Source organism: Lentibacillus daqui (assembly GCF_027186265.1).
GTDB classification, from domain to species: domain Bacteria; phylum Bacillota; class Bacilli; order Bacillales; family Amphibacillaceae; genus Lentibacillus_C; species Lentibacillus_C daqui.
On record NZ_CP114176.1, the window covers coordinates 1,168,681 to 1,187,602 of the forward strand.

Genomic DNA, 18,922 nt, shown 5'->3' on the forward strand with positions numbered 1-18,922 from the left:
AACTGGGAGGTTTTTATGATGGCAAACGAAAGAATGATGCATTATGGAAAAAAGGACGTATTTGTATACCGGACGTATGCAAAACCATTGACAGCAGATCCGATTCCGGAGTCCAATTTTACGAAAAGAGACAACATAATTTTTGGTGTAGATGTTCAGGTGGCTCTATATGGGGATTTTCTCCATAATTACATTGAAGGTGATAATACGAATCTTGTGGCAACCGATTCAATGAAAAACTTTATTCAACGCCAGGCTGGTGAATTTGAATATTCCACCATTGATGGATTTCTGGCGGAGATTGCCAAAAGATTTATTGCCAAATATCCACAAATCAATCAAGTTGTGATTAGCGGCCAGGAAGTGCCATTTGGACCGGTAAATGTTGCCAAAGAGAATGGTATTGAAGAGAGCGGTATTGTGCTGCGTCCTTCTCATACGGAACGTGCAAGGGCTACTGTTACTGTAAAGCGTACTGGTAATGGGGCAGAGATAGTAGATTATGCAAGTGGTATTCAGGACATTCACCTCATTAAAATAACTGGCAATTCATTTTACGGATATGTTCAAGATGAATATACACAGTTGCCAGAGGAAAAGGACCGAAATTTGTTCATCTATGTTGATATAGACTGGACGTACAACGATGTTAGCGACGGAACCTCTCTTGATGCAGTCAATCATGTGCCGGCAGAGCAAGTAAGAGACATAGCGGCGTCCGTATTTCACGATTTGCAAAATAACTCGATTCAGCATTTGGTCTATCATATTGGACTGCAAATTCTGGAACGTTTTCCACAACTAAATGATGTTAAATTTTATACCAATAACCGTACATGGTTAAAAGTGGTAGAAAATATAAGTGATTCGGAAGGCAAAGTGTACACAGAGCCACCTCTTCCATATGGATATCAAGCTTTCTCAGTTACCCGTGAAGATCTTAAAGAAGCAAAAGTAAACCGTAAGCATAAGCAAAGCAGTGTTCATGTATGAGTTTAAGTACACATGTGCTTGATACAGTTAAAGGTGGCCCTGCCAAAGGAATGAAAATTGAATTATGGCGGCTTATCTCACAGGCTAATCGTAAACTGGTTTGCGAAATGAAAACAAATAGTGATGGACGCGTTGATACCCCTTTGTTAACGGAGGAAGAGTCCGAGCCAGGTGAATATGAGCTTGTTTTCTATACGGCGGATTATTTTCGGGAACAAGGAGTAAAATTGCATGCGCCACCTTTTTTGGACAAAATTCCAATCCGTTTTGGCATAGCGGATCATAACAGTCATTATCATGTGCCTTTACTGGTTACACCGTGGAGTTATAGTACCTATCGGGGAAGCTGATAGCATTATAAGTCCTGATTGGAACAAAGGGGGACAGCTTGCCTCTCCAGTATTTTGGAATCTCTTACAATTGATGAGGTGGCATGTCCTCCCACTCCTGACAATGAAAGCGCTTCATGTTATTGCACAAGAGGAGTTAGGTAAAACATAGAAAATAGCTTGCTCACAATAGGACAAGCAATTCGGATGATCTGTGAGATATCTCTTTTGGAAATGAAGTTTTACTCTAAACAATGAGGAGCGTTAATAATGAGCGATGTTAATGAAAAACTAGGCTTTGGAAAATCAGCTGTATTAGGTTTTCAACATGTTGCCGTCATGTATGGCGGTGCGGTAGTAGTGCCAATTCTTATTGGTTCAGCCATTGGCCTTACGCAGGATCAACTAGTCTACTTGATATCGTTTGATCTGTTCACATGCGGTATTGCCACTCTTATCCAGGCACTTGGATTTGGCCGGCATGTTGGAGTCAAGCTACCGGCGTTGATGGCTATTTCGTTTATTGTCGTTGGTCCAGCAATATCAATTGGCAAAGTATATAGTATAACGGGGATATTGGGTGCAGTTATTGCTTCGGGTATCATCGTGACTATACTATCGCAATTTGCCCAAAAACTTGTACGTTATTTTCCGCCAATTGTTACAGGATCAGTTGTATTAATCATCGGTATAACATTGATGCCTGTTGCAATGGAAAATGCTGCCGGTGGAGCTGGAGCAGCTGACTTTGGAAGTTTTAAAAATATTGGTACCGCCTTGTTTACCTTTATTAGTTTTCTGCTGATTAATCATTTTTGTAAAGGATTTATCAAGTCCATCGCAATATTGCTGTCTTTATTCATTGGAACGGTTTTTGCCTATTTCCTTGGAATGGTGGACATCTCTGTTTTCGGAGAGGCTTCATGGGTTAATGCTATTCAGCCCTTTTTCTTTGGACTCCCCACTTTCCATCTATCGGCGATTATCACAATGACATTGATTGCAATTATCATCATGGTGGAAAGCACCGGTGTATTTTTTGCCCTTGGTGAAGTTTCAAACAAGAAAATTGACGGACATGATGTAAAAATTGGCCTTAGGGCAGAAGGTATCGGTACGATCATTAGTGGTATTTTTAATTCCTTTAATCACTCCACCTTCTCGCAAAATGTCGGACTGGTTTTACTTACAAAGGTTACAAGCAGATACGTGGTCGCAGCAGGAGGTCTGATTTTAGTTATCATTGGTTTGGTGCCCAAAGTAGCAGCGATTACTACAATGATTCCATCGGCGGTACTAGGCGGTGCAATGATACCAATGTTTGGCATGCTTATTTCCGCATCATTGCAAATGATGGCAAAAGATGATTTGTCCAAGACATCCAATCAATTGATTGTTGGGGTTGGTGTCGGAATCGGAATTGCAGTGGATGGTGCTGCAAAAGCCTTTGCACAATTTCCAGAGACGATAAGCATGATTTTGGAAACCGGACCGGCCATGGGGGCAATCGCTTGCTTTATTTTAAACTGGTGGTTCAATGGACCTACTGATAACAATGCGAAAAATGAACAAGTAAATAATAGGTTAGAAAGAACATCTAAAGAAGCCGCTTCAGTTGTTAATTCTTAAAAATATTAGTTTTAGTCCATGGAGGTTATGATGAAAATTTTTATGGAAAGAGCTGTCCAATTAGCCTTGGAAAATGTTCGAGATGGTGGACAACCGTTTGGCGCGGTACTTGTGCAAAATAATAAAGTTATTGCAGAAGGTGTGAATACACTGCACAAGACATTTGATATCACGGGTCATGCAGAACTTAGTGCTATCCGTAAAGTACAGCGTGAGCAAAAGACAAACGATCTGTCAGATTTCATCATGTATGCCAGCGGTGAGCCATGTGCGATGTGCCTTACAGCAATGTATTTTACCGGTATTAGAGAGATATATTATTGTTCCTCGCTTGCTGATGCAGTGCATAAAGGGTTCCCGCAATCTGAAGTAATGACTGATCAAGATCTTAAGAAACTAAAGGATTCCATGATTTGTATGCCAGTAACCGAAAAAATAGAAGATCCTATTAAGCTTTGGGTTGAACATTTGTAGTACCTGGAAACCGCATGAAAACCTTTGATCAGTTTTCATGCGGTTCTTGAGGTAATAAGTGTAGTAAAAGTGGTTATTTATCTTCTTTAAGAATGGTTCCGATGATTAAAGAAACACGTATACGCAAGGAGTCATCCGGATCCTGGAAAGAACAATTAAGGAGTTCCTCAGCTTTTTTAATCCGGTATTTTACCGTGTTACGGTGAACAAATAGTTTTCGGGATGTCTCTGATATTTCACATTGGCAATCCAAGTAAACCTCTATTGTCTTTACCAGCTCCTGGTCGTCTTTTGTATTTGGATATGCAAGCATTTTAAACGTGTTCTCATAAAGTGCTTGTAAATCTTTGCGAGGAATGATGTTTAATAACTCTTTTACCTCTTTGGTTTTGTAAAAATTGATAAATCCTTTCTTTTTTAACAAATATCCATTTTTAATGGCTTCAACAGCTTCTTGATAGGCTACAGGAATGTCATTTAGTCGCTGGATTTGATTGCTGATCCCGAATGAAATGGAGAATTCCTCTTGTATGTTGTCCCGGGCAACCTCGATGAAATCTTTGATTCTATTCATTACGGACTCCGTGTATTCGGGAAATTGAAGCAACATAACAAAGAATTTCCCTCTGGTAAAAATAGTTGCGTTTAAGTTGGCGTTCATTAATTCATCCTCCAGCTGATCATAGATGCTGTTATGGAGTTCTGCAATGTTTTTTTTATTAGGGCGCAATGTTTCGTAATTTTCTCCTTCCGTATCAATTGCACATACAATGCAAATACTTTCCATGTCAGTTTTTAACCCATAATAGTTGGCTCTGCTAATAATTTCTTTCTCTGACTGAATTTTCTCTTCAATCAAGTCGGCAAAAAAATTGTTTTTTAATAATCGGGAATTCTCATTTATTGCCTGTTCCTTGATCATCGTAAACGAAAGAACGTTACCTGCTTGTTCGATTGCTATTTGTGAAGATGGATAAGGTAGTGTCGTATAATCAATAATGATCAGCATGCTTGGGTATTTCCGTTTTGTTTGTACCGGAAAAGAAGTTACAGATTGCTCTGCCAAAACAGAGGTTGTAAATGTAGCCCCTTCACGTATATTATCAATATCCTGTTTAACAGTCTGAATAATTTCTTTTTCGGCGATCTTCATCGAATCCTTTTGAAAATCATAGCTGTGGGATATGAAATCGCCTCGGTGGTTTAATAAAATAACCGGACGTTCCAAAAAATGTCCAAGCTGGCCAATTAGTGCCTGCAGATTATATTCTCTAAACATCATGTCGGAAAATTCTCTTTGAATATGAAGTGCATAGTAAAGTTGTTCTGCTTCATGATTGTTTAAAAAGTTTAATATATGTCGTGAAACATCACCAAGTGTATATTGCAACGGCAAATCAATAAGAGGGAATGATAGATTATCAGCCAAGAGTTTTACTTCATCAGGCAGTTCCTTTAAAAATCGTTTAACTTTCATTACCATACCAGAACAATTTAGGGCGTGCATTTGTTTAATTAACTCACACAATTTTTGAGGGTTATCTTTAAACGGATACGCGGTTGTCAGCAGCAAGTGATTTTTGTCCAAAAATTGAATAACGTCAGGAGTATCGGAAATATTAACAAACTGCACATGCCTGGTAAGCCCCCGATGTCCCGCCAAAACGGTGCTATCTTTCATCCCTTCCAAAATAAACAGGTCATTAAGCGCTTTCATTTTATCCTCCAAATAAAAGTTTTTTAAAACATCAAACTAATTATACTATATCGTTAATATAGTTAAAAGTAAACAAAAAGCTACTCGCATTTTATCTGTTGTAGCTAATGACGCAGATTTTGCGTTTCACTATACTATGATTAAAGGTGTGAACTTGTATGAAAAAAAATCAATCTATCGTATCTGTAAAGAGATTAAAAGCATGTATGCTAAGTTCCGGAATTTATGATATTCTTGAATACAAAGTGGCGGGAAAGGTTCATAGTGTATTTGCAACAAGTTTTAATTTGATTTTTGCAGACCAATTGATCCATATCGGCCCGATGAAGCATGGCATCGCACCATTTGGTATTGGTGTGGATTTGCAAAGGTTGCAAAGGTTGACTCGTCGTATTAGCCAAGGCCAGGTGGTAAGATGGGATCAAAATCTTAATAGCATTGTTTTCGCGGATCAGAGTCTTTTGCTTGAATCTGCTAAAGTTATTCACAACTCGCTGATCATAAACCAACTTAATCAGGTAGTACTAGATAGAAATGTAGCGTTTGCAGCACAAAAATTATTTGAACAGGAATGGCAAACAGGTATTGTAAGTGACCATAAAGCAATAAAGAAGATATTTACCAATTTTCTATTCCCGAAAGTCCCCAATGTAAAGGAGTCAACGTTACAGCCAATGCATGATTTATTACGGCTTGCCGGTGACGATCATTTAATTAATGCAGATACGGTCTTTCATTATTGGATTGGCAGAGGACCAGGTCTGACTCCAAGCGGAGATGATATGATAACTGGTATATGTGCGGGGCTACACATTTTTAATCAGTCAGATAGTATTTTCAGTCGTAAATTAAAACATTTTTTGGTGGAACATGGAAAACAAAAGACAACAAAGATTAGTCTGGAATACTTGTTTTATGCAGCTGAAAACCAATTCCACTCCCATCTGATTTATTTATGTAAAAGGCTTGTACAATCAGATGTAAATAAGCTTATAAATGCAATGGAAATCATGCGGCAAATAGGTCATACTTCCGGAACAGATACGTTAATTGGTATATTATTAGGAATAAAGGCCATACGTTGGAAAAAAACGTTTGCGAGAACCATTGATGTTACAAACAATGAAGATCATTAGGAACAAAATCATTTTCCGAATATGAAAAGGTCGGTGGAGGTCATGGACGGACTATTAAAATCTAGCAATTGGTTATCGGGCTTACAGTGGCTCTTTTTTATTTTTACCAATATTGTTGTCATACCAATTACGGTTGGGGCGGCATTTGAACTCCCACAAGAAAAAACGGCTGGTCTGCTGCAACTATCATTTGTCATAACAGGAATCGCATGTATAGTTCAAGGTTTATTTGGTCATAAACGTGCAATTATGGAAGGGAATTCAGGACTTTGGTGGGGGGTGATTTTGACACTTTGTTCCACCGCAGTTGCCCAAGGAATGCCTTTACCTGTCTTGGGTGGCAGTCTGACAGTTGGTGTAATCATCTCCGGAATTCTGACTATTATCATTGGCATTACAGGACTCGGACCATATCTTGCCAAGTTATTTAACCCGGGTGTTATGGGCGTGTTTATGTTTTTATTCGGTGTAAAATTAATCGGGATATTTTTAAAAGGAATGCTGGGAATCCCATTCGGTAATGATGCGGATTCGGCAACCATTGATTTGTCCATCTCGCTATTATCTATTATTATTGCGATTATTGTAACGATCATCAGTATTAAAGCATCGCCATCTGTTAGACGCTATGCACTACTAATTGGGATCATCGTTGGCTGGATTGTATATAATCTAACATTTGGCCAACAAAATACAGTTGAACAATCAGGGTCAGCCGGAATTGAACTATTCCCGCTCGGAAAGCCTGCATTCGATGTGGGTGTGATCATTACTGCGGTTATCGCCGGGCTATTAAATACCGCTAATACATTTGGAGCACTTAAAGGAACCGACAGCATGTATGGTGAGGAAACAACAAAAGGGCAATATCGCCGCTCGTTTACGATTACCGGTATTTTTACAGGCATTGCTGGTGTGCTTGGACTTGTCCCATACGCTCCATATGTGTCGTCTATCGGGTTCTTGAGCCAAACCGGAGTTACTAAACGATTGCCATTTATTCTCGGTGGTTTCATGTTCTTTGTGATGGGGATTATTCCTCCAATCGGACACTTTTTTTCATTATTGCCATTGAGTATTGGGAGTGCTGTATTATTTGTTTCATATTTGCAGTTGTTAAACTCGTCATGGGATTTTTTCAAACAAGTTAAGTTCAATACACTTAATGTCTACCGCTCAGCAATCCCGCTATTTGTCGGAATTATTATTATGACACTGCCATTATCCTATTTTGACTCCCTGCCAGACTTTATCCGGCCAGTAATTAGCAGTGGACTTCTGGTAGGAATTATCCTGGCCTTGATACTGGAAAATGTATTTAAATGGGATCGCATTGGAGAAGTGGGGCGCGTGGACGATTCTTCCCATGTCTCACCAAAACTTGGTAATAGCCAATAAAAGCGCGGAATAAAAAAGAAAGAGGCGTCCAGATTAGGAACGCCTCTTTCCTTTTTTTGAGAAATTTATACTTCAACGTTCGCCTGATTCACTTGTTTAACAAACTCCTTCATCAATCCGGGGAGATCAGGCCAGGCATGACCGGAGACAAGGTTTCCATCCGTATGCAATGGCTTCTCAACATAACTGCCACCAGCCGCTTCAACTTCCGGTTTGCAAGCAATATAGGCTGTCATTTCTCTTCCTTTCAGATATTCCTTAACAGTGGTTAGAACCATGCTGGCATGGCAGACAGCCGCTATCGGTTTGTTGGTTTCAAAAAAGTGGCTAACAATTCCGGGAACATGTTCATTCAATCGGATATGTTCTGGTGCTCGTCCTCCCGGTATAATCAGTCCATCATAGTCTGCTGGATTAATATCTGCAAAGGTAGCACTCGCTTCAATTAGGTAGCCTTCTTTTTCGGTATATGTTTCCCAGCCGATAAAATCATGTACAACCGTATGCAATTGCTTTTTACTGGCAGCTGCAATTGTCGGTTCATACCCTTCCTCCAGACAACGGAAATATGGATAGTAAATTTCCAATGCCTCTACTGCATCACCTGCAAGTATCAAAATCTTTTTTGCCATGTATAAAACCCTCCTTCAAATGTGATTAAATATACTATTCGACCCGCGGATGGAATAGTCCTTCTCATGTAAGGAAATTGTAACAGTGCCGGGCACCCGCACTAATGTGAATATTCAAAACTGTACAGGTGCCAGGTACCTAAACAAATGACAGCTGAATCATCAAAATAGAGTTTATTGGGGGCAGAGAAATCCTACCCCCGTCCATATATCATCTTTAGGGCTTTTTCGATGTCTGTTGTTGGCTGTTGACAGGCGAAATTTTCACATACATAAATTGTTGTCTGATTATCAATTTTTTTATACGCAGCGGCAAATGGAGCAACGGAAGATAACTCTTCTGCGGATTCACCGACAAGTACACTGATATCCGGTAAAAACTGGCCATGCAGCTCAGTTAACAGTTCCTGCCTAGCTGGATCATTCCCTTTACCAACCACAACTACTTCTTTTGTTGGTTGTTCCGTTAACAGAAGACTTTGCAAGAAAAAGGTACTACCTAGTGCATAATGGTTGATATCGTTAAAAAAGATAGCATACATTTCCTCTGTCTTTTCTTGATATTCCATTTCTCCGGTTAAGGATGCTAAACGAACAAGCATGACTGCTGCGACACTATTGCCTGATGGGAGTGCTCCATCGTAAATTTCCTTTTCCCTCGAAATTAGTTCTTCACTGTCATGACCGTTAAAGAAAAAACCACCATTTTTATGGTCCCAAAATAGGTCAATCATTTCATTGGCAAGCGCTTTGGCTTTTTTCAAGGCATCCAATGAAAATGTTGCATCATACTGCTCCAAGTAAGCCCATAGCAAAAAGGCGTAATCATCAATGTAGGCAAGATATCTTACTTCTTCATCCCGATAGCGTGCCATTAAACGATTATCACGAAAAAGATTGGACTCGATAAAACGTAATGCTTTTTCTGCAGCAGCAAGGTACTTTTCCTGCTTGAAAACCTTTCCCGCTTTCGCCAAGGCAGCAATCATGAGTGCATTCCATGATGTTAAAATTTTATCGTCAACATGTGGGTAAACTCGTTTTTCCCGGGATTGTAATAATGCTTTCCGTGCCTTTTCCAATTCTTCTTGTAAAGTCGTTGGGGTTAGTCCAAATTCATCAGCAAAACTGGAACTATTAGTATGAATTAGATTTGGAATATTTTTTCCTTCAAAATTTCCATACGGTGTCAAATTGTAGATGGTCGCATATAAATCACCCAGTTCTTCACCAAGGATTTCGAATACTTCTTCATAATCCCACACATAATATTTTCCTTCTTCACCCTCCGAATCAGCGTCGATTGCCGAATAGAATGCCCCCTCAGAACTGGTCATTTCCCGCATAACAAACGTAATGATTTGCTCAGCTACCTGCCTATAAAAAGGGTCATCCGTAATCTGATAGCATTCGGTAAAAGCCATTAATAATAAAGCATTATCATACAACATCTTTTCAAAATGGGGAACCAGCCAAGCTCTGTCGGTCGAATAACGGGCAAAACCAAACCCAACATGGTCGTAAATTCCCCCGTCTGCCATGGCGTGTAATGTTTTCTCCACCATTTCCAAGGCAGTGGTGTCATCATCGAAGTGATATTTTCTTAATAGAAATAATAAGTTCTGTGGAGCGGGAAATTTCGGTGCCGAACCAAATCCGCCGTACTCCGGATCAAAAAGCTTACCAAGTTGATTGACCGCTTCCTTGACACTATTCAATGTCAGCCGATTGTTGCTTTTGGTTGCGACAGTTTGTGCTAATGCATCTGTTACGCTTTTGATTACCTCATGGATATGGTTAGGATCACTTGTATATTTTTTATAAAGCTGGGTGAGTGCGTCCGTTAGTCCGGGCATCCCATGTTTACTTTTTTTTGGAAAATAGGTTCCAGCGTAGAATGGGATTTTGTCCGGTGTCATAAAAATCGTAAGCGGCCAGCCACCTTGTCCCGTCATCATTTGGCATACTTTCATATAAACGGCATCCACATCCGGGCGCTCTTCCCGGTCAACTTTGATGGCAATATAATGGTCGTTTAATAAGCGGGCAACTTCCTCATCTTCAAAGGATTCGTGCGCCATGACGTGACACCAATGACATGTGCATTAGGACCACCAACTAGCTATACCCAATAGATAAGAAGATGGGTTTACCTTCTCGTTTCGCTTTTGCAAATGCTTCGTCACTCCACGCAAACCAATTTACAGGGTTATACGCATGTTGTAATAGATAGGGTGACTTTTCTGCGATTAATCTATTGGGCTCTCTGTTAGTTGTCATGAGGCATCACCTTCTTTCTTAAAGTTATTTACCACTACTTTACCACAAATCACCCACCGAAATGTATCATAGCAAAATTTTTATTTTCTAAATGACGTAATGTTATAATAACTTTAGTTTAAAAAACTTGTTTATTTCATCAAACAGCCGATCGCTTGTAATTAATTGGCTTCAGTTTGCTTCGACTGAATGGATTCATATTTACTACAAATCACATAACATTTGCTATCATATAGACAAGACTTATTATAGGGAGAGAAATAAAATGGAAGCTGTCACAGTGTTCAAAGAGAATTATCATGTCGATTTACGGGATGTTGATTTTAAAAAGCAACTAAAGCTTAGTACGTTGTTTAGCTATTTTCAGGATGTTGCCAGCCTTGCTTCAATTAATCTTGGATTTGGCATTCATACATTGGAACAAAAATATGGAGTTGCATGGATACTAATGCGAATTCGTGTCGATATGATTCGAAACCCGGTTTTGGACGAGGAAATTACGATCGAAACTTGGCCGTTAGAACCGAAAAAATTGGAATTTGAACGGGACTATATTGTTAGGGATCGTGAAGGAAATATTATCGTACGAGCAGTTTCAGCATGGGTGATTATGGATATTCAACAGCGAAAGTTAAAAAGAACAGAAGTTATCGGTTTTACCTATCCGGAAATTATTACACAACGGGCAATCGATTGCAAATTGGGTAAGTTAAAGCATTCCGGCGAGCTTAAAACTTCCTATAAAAAGGTAATTGGTTATAGTGATATTGACTTCAATGGTCATTTGAACAATTCCAAATATGTTGACTATATCATGGATTGCTTTGATATGGAAGAACATGAGAAGTTCGATGTGAAAACGATTGAGGTCCATTTCATGAATGAGGCAATGCCAGGCAATAGGATTGTTTTATATAAAGATACATCTGAAGGTGCGAATCAGGTATACATAGAAGGGGTGAATGAAAAAGATCAGCGAACCGTTTTTAAAGCAAGGGCGGAGGTTAAAGAGAAAAATTAGTTATCTGGTCATGTAAATAAGCTAATAGGAAGGGAAAAGCAGCTGTTAATCAAGGAGTTCCACTTCATTATTTTCAGGCATGTATTAAATTCTTCTCCGAATTAGCCAGTAACATAACGCAAACCATGCCCACCACCCACACAATTAAAGACTGAACTACTGGATGGAAGCCAATTGTTCCAGTAGTTCAGCCATCAGCAATGTTACAATAATATTTTCATTCCTTCATTTTCTAACAAGCTCATCGTTGACTTACCTCTCTACTGTGCCGGCGACTTCTGAATGTACTCTATGACGGTAATAATCCAGATAGGAAGGTTTCAACGGTTGATTTCCGAGGATGATGTCCGCTGCCTTTTCTGCCAACATCAACACTGGTGCATGGATATTCCCGTTTGTAGTGTGAGGCATAGCTGACGCATCAACTACCCGTACGTTGTCCAGGCCATGAACTTTCATGGTCAGCGGATCTACAACAGCCAGCGGATCTGAAGCGGAACCCATTTTTGCCGTACATGATGGATGGAGTGCCGTTTCGGCGTCATTCGCTACCCACTGCAGAATTTCCTCATCCGTTTGAACAGAAGGCCCGGGGGAAATTTCACCCGAGTTGTAAGGCGCTAACGCCGGCTGAGAAAGAATTTCCCGTGAAACTCGTACCGCTTCCACCCACTCACGCCGATCCTCTTCAGTAGAAAGATAGTTAAATACAATACTAGGATGTTGAAAAGGATCACGCGAACGGATCTTCAGTCTACCTTTGGAGTTGGAGTACATTGGTCCAACGTGTACCTGGAATCCATGCTTTGTGTCTGCTTTTTGCCCGTCATATCGAACGGCAAGCGGAAGAAAATGAAACATCAAATTCGGGTAATCAACATCTTCATTCGAACGGACGAAACCTCCACCTTCAAAATGATTGGATGCCGCCGGTCCAGTACGTCCAAGTAGCCATTGCAAGCCGATCCAAGGCATTTTTGCTTTATTTAGGCTAGGTTGTTCCGAAACAGGCTGCGGACAAGCGTGCTGAATATATACTTCAAGATGATCCCTGAGATTTTCGCCTACACCTGGTAGGTTAACGATTGGTTTAATGCCCAGCGAGCGTAGATAATCAGCGTCTCCTACACCAGACAACTGAAGTAGCTGTGGCGTGTTGAATGCACCACCGGAAAGGATAACTTCGCCCGCGTTAACATGATAGGTTTTCCCATTCTTTTGGTAGGTTACACCGTTGGCTCGGGTATCATTAAAGTCGATATTGGTAACAAAAGCACGCGTTTCCACTGTAAGATTTTTACGTCGCATAACAGGCCGCAAATACGCGCGTGAAGCTGACACTCGTCTGCCGTTATGTACCTGGCTGTCGAATGGGCCGAAACCTTCCTGACGAAAACCATTCACATCGGGTGTTCTTGAATAACCAGCCTCAACAGCTGCATCAAAAAAAGCTTGAAATAAAGGATTCGTGGCCGGTCCGCGCTTTAATTTAATTGGGCCATGGTGACCGCGGTATTCATCGGATGGATCCGCTCCATAAGTTGTTTCTAGTCGCTTAAAATATGGCAGGCAATGCGCATAGTCCCAAGTTTCCATACCTGGGGCAGATCCCCATCGTTCGTAGTCCATCGGGTTACCACGCTGGTAAATCATACCGTTAATGGAACTTGACCCTCCCAGAACCTTTCCCCGGGCATGTGCAACTTGGCGTCCATCCATATAAGGCTCTGGGTCAGAGGAGTAGATCCAGTCATAGAAACGATTGCCTGACGGGAACATCAAAGCTGCTGGCATTTGAATAAACAAATCCCATGGATAATCACTGCGCCCAGCTTCCAGGATTAGAACACTGCGCGATTTATCTGCACTTAAACGGTTGCCGAGTACAGAACCCGCACTACCGCCACCAATGATTACATAATCGTAAGTTTGTTTCATCTGTAAGCCCCCTTGAAGATTGTAAATAGAAACTAAAACCAATTGATCGGCTCCGGTTTTAAGTTATGGAAAATATGTTTCGTTTCCTGATACTCTTCCAATCCTGGTTTTCCAAGTTCACGACCAATACCGGATTGTTTGAAACCGCCCCACGGTGCATGTGGAAAGTAAAGGTTAAAGTCATTGATCCAAACGGTTCCCATACGCATCTTGGCAACACAGCGCTCAGCCTTGGCGATATCCTTTGTCCACACCCCGCCGGAAAGTCCGTAAATTGAGTCGTTTGCCAGATTGATAGCTTCATCTTCGGTTGTAAACTTCTCTACCGTAATGACAGGACCAAATCCTTCATTCTGTACTACGCTCATCTCGGTTGTACAGTTAGTTAGAATGGTAGGCAGATAGAAGAAGCCGTTTTGTAATTCCGGATCTTCCGGACGTTTGGCACCGATTGCAACTGTTGCGCCTTCCGCGATGCCTTGTTCTACATAGCTCGTCACTTTATTTAAATGTTCTTGGGAAATAAGCGGTCCCATTTGCGTTGACTCATCAAAACCATTACCAAGTTTGATGTTTTTCACGCGTCCCACCAATTTCTGAACAAAATCATCGTGAATGCTTTCCTCGACAATTAATCTTGTGCCCGCGGAACAAATTTGCCCAGCGTGGAAAAAGACGGCATTCATTGCTTGATCAACCGCTGTTTCCAAATCGGCGTCGGAAAAAATAACATTAGGATTCTTACCGCCAAGTTCCAGTGCTAGTTTTTTTACATTGACACTAGCCGCTTGCATGATCTTTTTCCCGGTTTGAATCCCGCCGGTAAACGAAATAAGATCAACATTCGCATTGTTGGAAAGTTCAGCCCCAACCGTATCTCCAGCGCCAAGAACAAGATTGGCTACACCCGCCGGCACGCCCGCTTCTTCGATTAATTCAAATACTTTTACATGGGTAAGCGGTGTGATTTCACTTGGTTTGATCACTAATGTATTCCCGGCAGCAAGTGCGGGGGCCAATTTCCAAGATGCTTGCAGTAGGGGATAATTCCATGGTGTGATTTGTCCACACACACCAACTGGTTCTTTGACAACTTTACTAACGGAATTTGGAATGGGAGAGTTTATGATTTCTCCACCATCTTTATCTGCCATTTCCGCATAATAACGGAAAACACCGGCAATATCGTCCATATCTCCACGGCTCTCCTCGATGGTTTTACCTGTATCAAGGGATTCGAGTTCAGCTAATTCCTCTTTATCCCGCTCGATAAACGCTGCGATTTTACCAATGATTCTGCCTCGTTTAGTAGCTGGAGTTGTTGGCCAAGGCCCATGATCAAATGCTTTTCTGGCAGCGGCAATTGCTGTTTTTGCATCAGCAACATCCCCTTCAGCCGCTACTGCGATAACTTCTTGATTAAATGGATTGATAATTTCTCTTGTATTACCAGAGATGGAATCGATCCATTGCCCATCAATATATTGTTGTTTTAAGGTCAACATTATCCCTCCTCATCATTAAGTTTATTTAAAAAAAATTTAATGGATTGAACAAATGTAATGTATCATGTGATTTTAAGTTTGTCAAAAGTGAAAAATATTAAATTTGCCAAACCCTAATGGTTATATATTATTCACCATGTTTTATGTTATTTGATGATTTGACAATTCGTTTTAATCCGGTATTATTAACTTTGTAAAAAAATAATTTAACAAATTTAATTTTTAAATAAGAAATGGAGGTGAACGAATGGCATATGCACAAGAAGATGAAGTTCGAAACAAGCTTGATGAAGCTAAAGATCAGGTGATTGGCGCAATATCTGAAACGATGGATCTTTATGGCGTGACACCATCTGCGGGGAAATTATATGCAATGATGTATTTCAAGGAGCAGATGAATCTGGATGAAATGCGCCAAGAGCTGGGCATGAGTAAGCCAAGCATGAGCACAAGCGTCCGCAAGCTTCAAGATAATGGCATGGTGAAAAAAGTATTTCAGCGTGGATCCAGAAAGCACACATATGTAGCAGAAAAAGATTTCTTCCGTTCATTCATGTCTTTCTATTGTCAGATGTGGGAGCGGGAAGTGAATATGAATATGGAAGCCATCGATCACGCCCAAGTGGATATCCGTGAGATTTTTGAAGATGAGACCGTTCCCAATGACTTGCGAAAAGAGGCTAAAGCAGATTACGACCTGCTCGAATCATCAAAGGTGTATTACCGTTGGCTGGAGCGATTAACAGCCAGTATTCGAACAGGGGAGATATTTGAATTTTTACCGAAAAATCCGGGGGAAGACAATAAATAATTTGAAATAACATGGGGAGGAGAATGTAAATTAATGTCTTTTAAAAAACTGTATATGTTTATTCTATTCATTCTAGTAGTAGTGCTTACAACAGCATGTGGAAGTACAAGTAGTGGAGAGAAAAAGGATTCAGGTGAAAAAGCAGCTGGCGATAAAACAATTGTCATGGGACAGATTAATTGGGCTGAAAATATTGCTGTCACCAACATGTGGAAAGTGATTTTGGAAGAGAAAGGTTACGATTTGGATCTGAAATTGCTGGACATGGGTACACAAATGGCAGCTCTTGCAAGCGGGGATTTGGACATTAGCCCAGAGGTATGGCTGCCTGTGCAGGATGCCAATTATTTGAAACAGTATAAGGATGAAGCCGATTTCTCGGATGAAACCTGGTATGATACAGCAAAAGTTGGACTGGTTGTTCCGGAATACATGGATGATATTAACAGTATTGAAGATTTAAATGCCCATAAAGATGAATTTGAAGGAGAAATTACCGGATTTGATGCCGGCGCCGGAACTATGGAAGTAACCGAGGATATGATGAAGGAATATGATCTTGACTTTGATTTGGTACCAAGTTCCGAACCGGCGATGATTACGACTATTCGTGAAGCGATAAAAGATAAAAAAGCGGTTGTTGCACCGCTTTGGAGTCCACATCGCGTATTTTCCGAAATGGACTTGAAGTTTTTGGATGATCCGAAGAAGGTTTATGGCGATGCGGAGAAAATTCACCATGCAACAAGGCACGAATTTGCAGACGATTATCCCGAGGTGGACAAATGGTTGAAAAATTGGAAAATGGATGATGACCAGGTTGGTGATCTCATGAGTACGGTAAATAAAGCTGAAGATCCCGAGGAAGGTGCAGCCAAATGGGTGGAGGATAATCAGGATTTGGTAAATGAATGGCTGGAAGAATAAATCATACAAAAGGTGTCATATCCTACAAAAGGGTTTGACACCTTTTTTGAAAAATCTTTTTTTATGCCTCATCATCCACTGGTTCCGCTATTTTACTGGCTATCCAACGCTTGGCTATTTCTTCATCGATATCATATTCTTTTCCTGCACGTAATAAATCACCATGGTAGGCGGTTTGCACATTCATTTTTACTCTCATTTTGGTATGGCTCCTTTTACAAAGAATGCAGATAGGTTGTATATTAAAATCACCTTACATAAATTATTATATCGCCCTTCATTGAAATTGAAAATAGGGTTTGTATAAATTCAGATTTGCCTTGATTGTATTCAGCTTTTCGATGGCCTGGTAAATCCTTTAATCGTATGGGTATGCCCATCGTTTTCGGTTGTTCTGATTTCGGCATAATGGGTGTGATAGCCGTCTGGCAAGGATATTGGCGGACTGGTATATGCTTCATAATAATGAATATGTCCATCCTCAAACGTTGTATTTCCCCATATTTTGTGGACATGACCTTCTTTTGTTTCAATTGGTGTACTTGTTACCCCGGGATGTAAATGGGTATGTTTATCATTGCATGATGTTGCTCCAGTATGAGCATGTGTATGCCCTTTTTGTTCCTGTCCCATTGTCTGGGAAGGACTCATTTTTGCACGTTGTTCGGGATAATTCTTCTGTTGCCAGTTTGGATAGACCGGTGTATATGGGGCATAACCAGGAAACTGTCTCATGTCATAATACAATGTATACAACTCCTTTGATTTTTATTGTCATGATAGGCTATGATCATGAATCTTGTACGGTGAAAGAAAAAATTGACTAGATAGAACATAATGCGTCTATTGTCACAGCTTTGCCATAAAAATTTCGCCTTTGAGTAACCAATAAGTATATCAATTGAAAATAATTATCATTATCAAGTAGAATAAAGTTAAGCTACAATTTAGGATGTGGGGGATGACATTATGGCAAAAATTATTTTGTTGGATGCCAGTATGACAGGCAGCACGGAAATAATGGCTGATGCGATCGGTGATTATGTAAAGGGTGCTGGTCATGAGCTGGTACGTAAATCATTTGACTTTGATGATATTGATGTACAGGAATTGCTCGATTATGATGGGATATTGATTGGCTCTTATACATGGGATGATGATCTGCCATATGAAGTAGAGGATTTTTACGATGATCTGGATAGTGTTGATTTGACTGGAAAGCTTGTAGGTGTATTTGGTTCATGTGATTCGTTTTATGATTCATATGGCGCTGCACTTGAGACCATTGCTGCAAGAATCCCGGAAATTGGCGGTACGATGTATGAAGAAAAATTAAAAGTTGAACTGGAGCCAAATGATAAGGATATTGCAGATTGCAAACGATATGCTGCGGAATTTTTGGACCAGCTTGCGAAAATGGAATAACATACGTGTAAATAAAGGTGGTGGAAAGAGGGAAAGTAACAGATCCCCCTCTTTTCAATTTTCTATCATTCGGATTTGTCTACGTCTACCGTAACCGCACGTTTTTTCATGGAGGCCCAATTATGCTCGAATATATGTCTATCATAATGTTCTTCTTTTCCAGTATAAGGATCATTCACAATGACATGGTCACCATCAATCCCAATAATAACAACCGCATGTTCATTACAGTACCAGTCAATGGTGTTGCCAGCCGGATCTTGCCATGATTTACTATGATAGGTTTCATTCTGATTAATGGTGGTCCAGGCCATCACTGGTGTCCCGGAGCGTACAACGTTCAGTAGTACCTCAAAGTCCTGCCCCGTTAAGTCAACGCCTTTCCCTGGCAGAAAGTGATCAATAGTTTCCAGAATCGGTTTTTCAAAAACTCCAAAACTACCATCATCGGTATATGGATCACCAACAAATTGGTCGTTGGGGTTAGCCCCATACCATGTTCCGTCCACAAACCTGACTTTTTCACCCTTTGAAAGCTTCTCGACTACTGCAAATTTACTGACCGTTTTTCCTGCCCAGGTGAGCAACATGGCTAAAGATGTTGCTTCACAACCGGTGGGTAATTCCGGGTGTTGATTAATAGTCGGAACACCATCAATTTTGCATTTATGTTTATTTTCCACCTTATCAAACTCCTTTCATAATTA

General features: G+C 40.4%; 19 protein-coding genes. 10 read left to right on the plus strand and 9 right to left on the minus strand.

What is annotated here, in order from left to right; all coding sequences use genetic code 11:
• Positions 1-15: 15 nt before the first annotated feature.
• From pucL to O2S85_RS05935, 4 genes are all read left to right on the plus strand, one after another.
• On the plus strand, positions 16-993 hold the full coding sequence (pucL, locus tag O2S85_RS05920) for a factor-independent urate hydroxylase (protein ID WP_269411764.1): 978 nt from the start codon (positions 16-18) through the stop codon (positions 991-993).
• Positions 990-1,343, plus strand: coding sequence for a hydroxyisourate hydrolase (gene uraH, locus O2S85_RS05925; protein ID WP_269411765.1), 354 nt, complete (start codon positions 990-992; stop codon positions 1,341-1,343). Before pucL ends, uraH begins: the two co-directional genes overlap by 4 nt.
• Before the next feature lie 249 nt (positions 1,344-1,592).
• Complete coding sequence (locus O2S85_RS05930) at positions 1,593-2,951, plus strand: nucleobase:cation symporter-2 family protein (protein ID WP_269411766.1); 1,359 nt, start codon at positions 1,593-1,595, stop codon at positions 2,949-2,951.
• Positions 2,952-2,978: 27 nt separating this feature from the next.
• On the plus strand, positions 2,979-3,425 hold the full coding sequence (locus tag O2S85_RS05935; RefSeq protein WP_269411767.1) for a nucleoside deaminase: 447 nt from the start codon (positions 2,979-2,981) through the stop codon (positions 3,423-3,425).
• A 73-nt stretch (positions 3,426-3,498) separates the two neighbouring features.
• Here O2S85_RS05935 and O2S85_RS05940 read toward each other — a convergent pair whose 3' ends face one another.
• Complete coding sequence (locus O2S85_RS05940; RefSeq protein WP_269411768.1) at positions 3,499-5,142, minus strand: PucR family transcriptional regulator; 1,644 nt, start codon at positions 5,140-5,142, stop codon at positions 3,499-3,501.
• Between the two features lie 158 nt (positions 5,143-5,300).
• Here O2S85_RS05940 and O2S85_RS05945 point away from each other — a divergent pair, with 158 nt between their 5' ends.
• Complete coding sequence (locus O2S85_RS05945) at positions 5,301-6,278, plus strand: oxamate carbamoyltransferase subunit AllH family protein (protein ID WP_269411769.1); 978 nt, start codon at positions 5,301-5,303, stop codon at positions 6,276-6,278.
• Between the two features lie 42 nt (positions 6,279-6,320).
• Positions 6,321-7,676, plus strand: a complete 1,356-nt coding sequence (locus tag O2S85_RS05950; protein ID WP_269411770.1) for a uracil/xanthine transporter — start codon at positions 6,321-6,323, stop codon at positions 7,674-7,676.
• 65 nt (positions 7,677-7,741) lie between these two features.
• Here the strand turns inward: O2S85_RS05950 and O2S85_RS05955 are convergent, their stop codons facing one another.
• The 3 genes from O2S85_RS05955 to O2S85_RS18760 form a co-directional block, all read right to left on the minus strand.
• Complete coding sequence (locus O2S85_RS05955; protein ID WP_269411771.1) at positions 7,742-8,308, minus strand: DJ-1/PfpI family protein; 567 nt, start codon at positions 8,306-8,308, stop codon at positions 7,742-7,744.
• Between the two features lie 194 nt (positions 8,309-8,502).
• Positions 8,503-10,389 (minus strand): thioredoxin domain-containing protein, encoded by a 1,887-nt coding sequence (locus O2S85_RS05960; protein WP_369419895.1) that lies wholly within the window; start codon positions 10,387-10,389, stop codon positions 8,503-8,505.
• 37 nt (positions 10,390-10,426) lie between these two features.
• Entirely contained in the window at positions 10,427-10,588 is a 162-nt protein-coding gene (locus tag O2S85_RS18760; RefSeq protein ID WP_367746733.1) for a DUF255 domain-containing protein, read from the minus strand.
• 265 nt (positions 10,589-10,853) lie between these two features.
• Between O2S85_RS18760 and O2S85_RS05965 the strand changes: the two genes are divergently transcribed.
• Complete coding sequence (locus tag O2S85_RS05965) at positions 10,854-11,609, plus strand: acyl-[acyl-carrier-protein] thioesterase (RefSeq protein ID WP_269411772.1); 756 nt, start codon at positions 10,854-10,856, stop codon at positions 11,607-11,609.
• A 252-nt stretch (positions 11,610-11,861) separates the two neighbouring features.
• On the opposite strand, the gene betA is transcribed toward O2S85_RS05965, so the two are convergent.
• Both betA and betB read right to left on the minus strand, forming a co-directional pair.
• A complete protein-coding gene (betA, locus tag O2S85_RS05970; RefSeq protein ID WP_269411773.1) occupies positions 11,862-13,547 on the minus strand; it encodes a choline dehydrogenase in 1,686 nt (561 codons plus the stop codon).
• A 32-nt stretch (positions 13,548-13,579) separates the two neighbouring features.
• A complete protein-coding gene (betB, locus tag O2S85_RS05975; protein ID WP_269412492.1) occupies positions 13,580-15,049 on the minus strand; it encodes a betaine-aldehyde dehydrogenase in 1,470 nt (489 codons plus the stop codon).
• A gap of 250 nt (positions 15,050-15,299) precedes the next feature.
• On the opposite strand from betB, the gene cudC reads away from it, so the two are divergent.
• Both cudC and O2S85_RS05985 read left to right on the plus strand, forming a co-directional pair.
• Positions 15,300-15,863 (plus strand): choline uptake/conversion transcriptional regulator CudC, encoded by a 564-nt coding sequence (gene cudC / locus O2S85_RS05980; RefSeq protein ID WP_269411774.1) that lies wholly within the window; start codon positions 15,300-15,302, stop codon positions 15,861-15,863.
• Positions 15,864-15,896: 33 nt separating this feature from the next.
• On the plus strand, positions 15,897-16,790 hold the full coding sequence (locus O2S85_RS05985; RefSeq protein ID WP_269411775.1) for a glycine betaine ABC transporter substrate-binding protein: 894 nt from the start codon (positions 15,897-15,899) through the stop codon (positions 16,788-16,790).
• Positions 16,791-16,851: 61 nt separating this feature from the next.
• On the opposite strand, the gene O2S85_RS05990 is transcribed toward O2S85_RS05985, so the two are convergent.
• Together O2S85_RS05990 and O2S85_RS05995 are read right to left on the minus strand one after the other, a co-directional pair.
• Positions 16,852-16,989 (minus strand): hypothetical protein, encoded by a 138-nt coding sequence (locus O2S85_RS05990; RefSeq protein WP_269411776.1) that lies wholly within the window; start codon positions 16,987-16,989, stop codon positions 16,852-16,854.
• Positions 16,990-17,120: 131 nt separating this feature from the next.
• Positions 17,121-17,537 (minus strand): YmaF family protein, encoded by a 417-nt coding sequence (locus O2S85_RS05995; protein ID WP_269411777.1) that lies wholly within the window; start codon positions 17,535-17,537, stop codon positions 17,121-17,123.
• Positions 17,538-17,759: 222 nt separating this feature from the next.
• On the opposite strand from O2S85_RS05995, the gene O2S85_RS06000 reads away from it, so the two are divergent.
• Positions 17,760-18,215 carry a flavodoxin domain-containing protein gene (locus tag O2S85_RS06000; RefSeq protein ID WP_269411778.1) on the plus strand — a complete coding sequence of 152 codons (456 nt, stop codon included), beginning with the start codon at positions 17,760-17,762 and terminating at the stop codon, positions 18,213-18,215.
• 65 nt (positions 18,216-18,280) lie between these two features.
• Here O2S85_RS06000 and O2S85_RS06005 read toward each other — a convergent pair whose 3' ends face one another.
• Positions 18,281-18,898, minus strand: coding sequence for a C39 family peptidase (locus O2S85_RS06005; protein ID WP_269411779.1), 618 nt, complete (start codon positions 18,896-18,898; stop codon positions 18,281-18,283).
• Positions 18,899-18,922 lie beyond the last annotated feature (24 nt).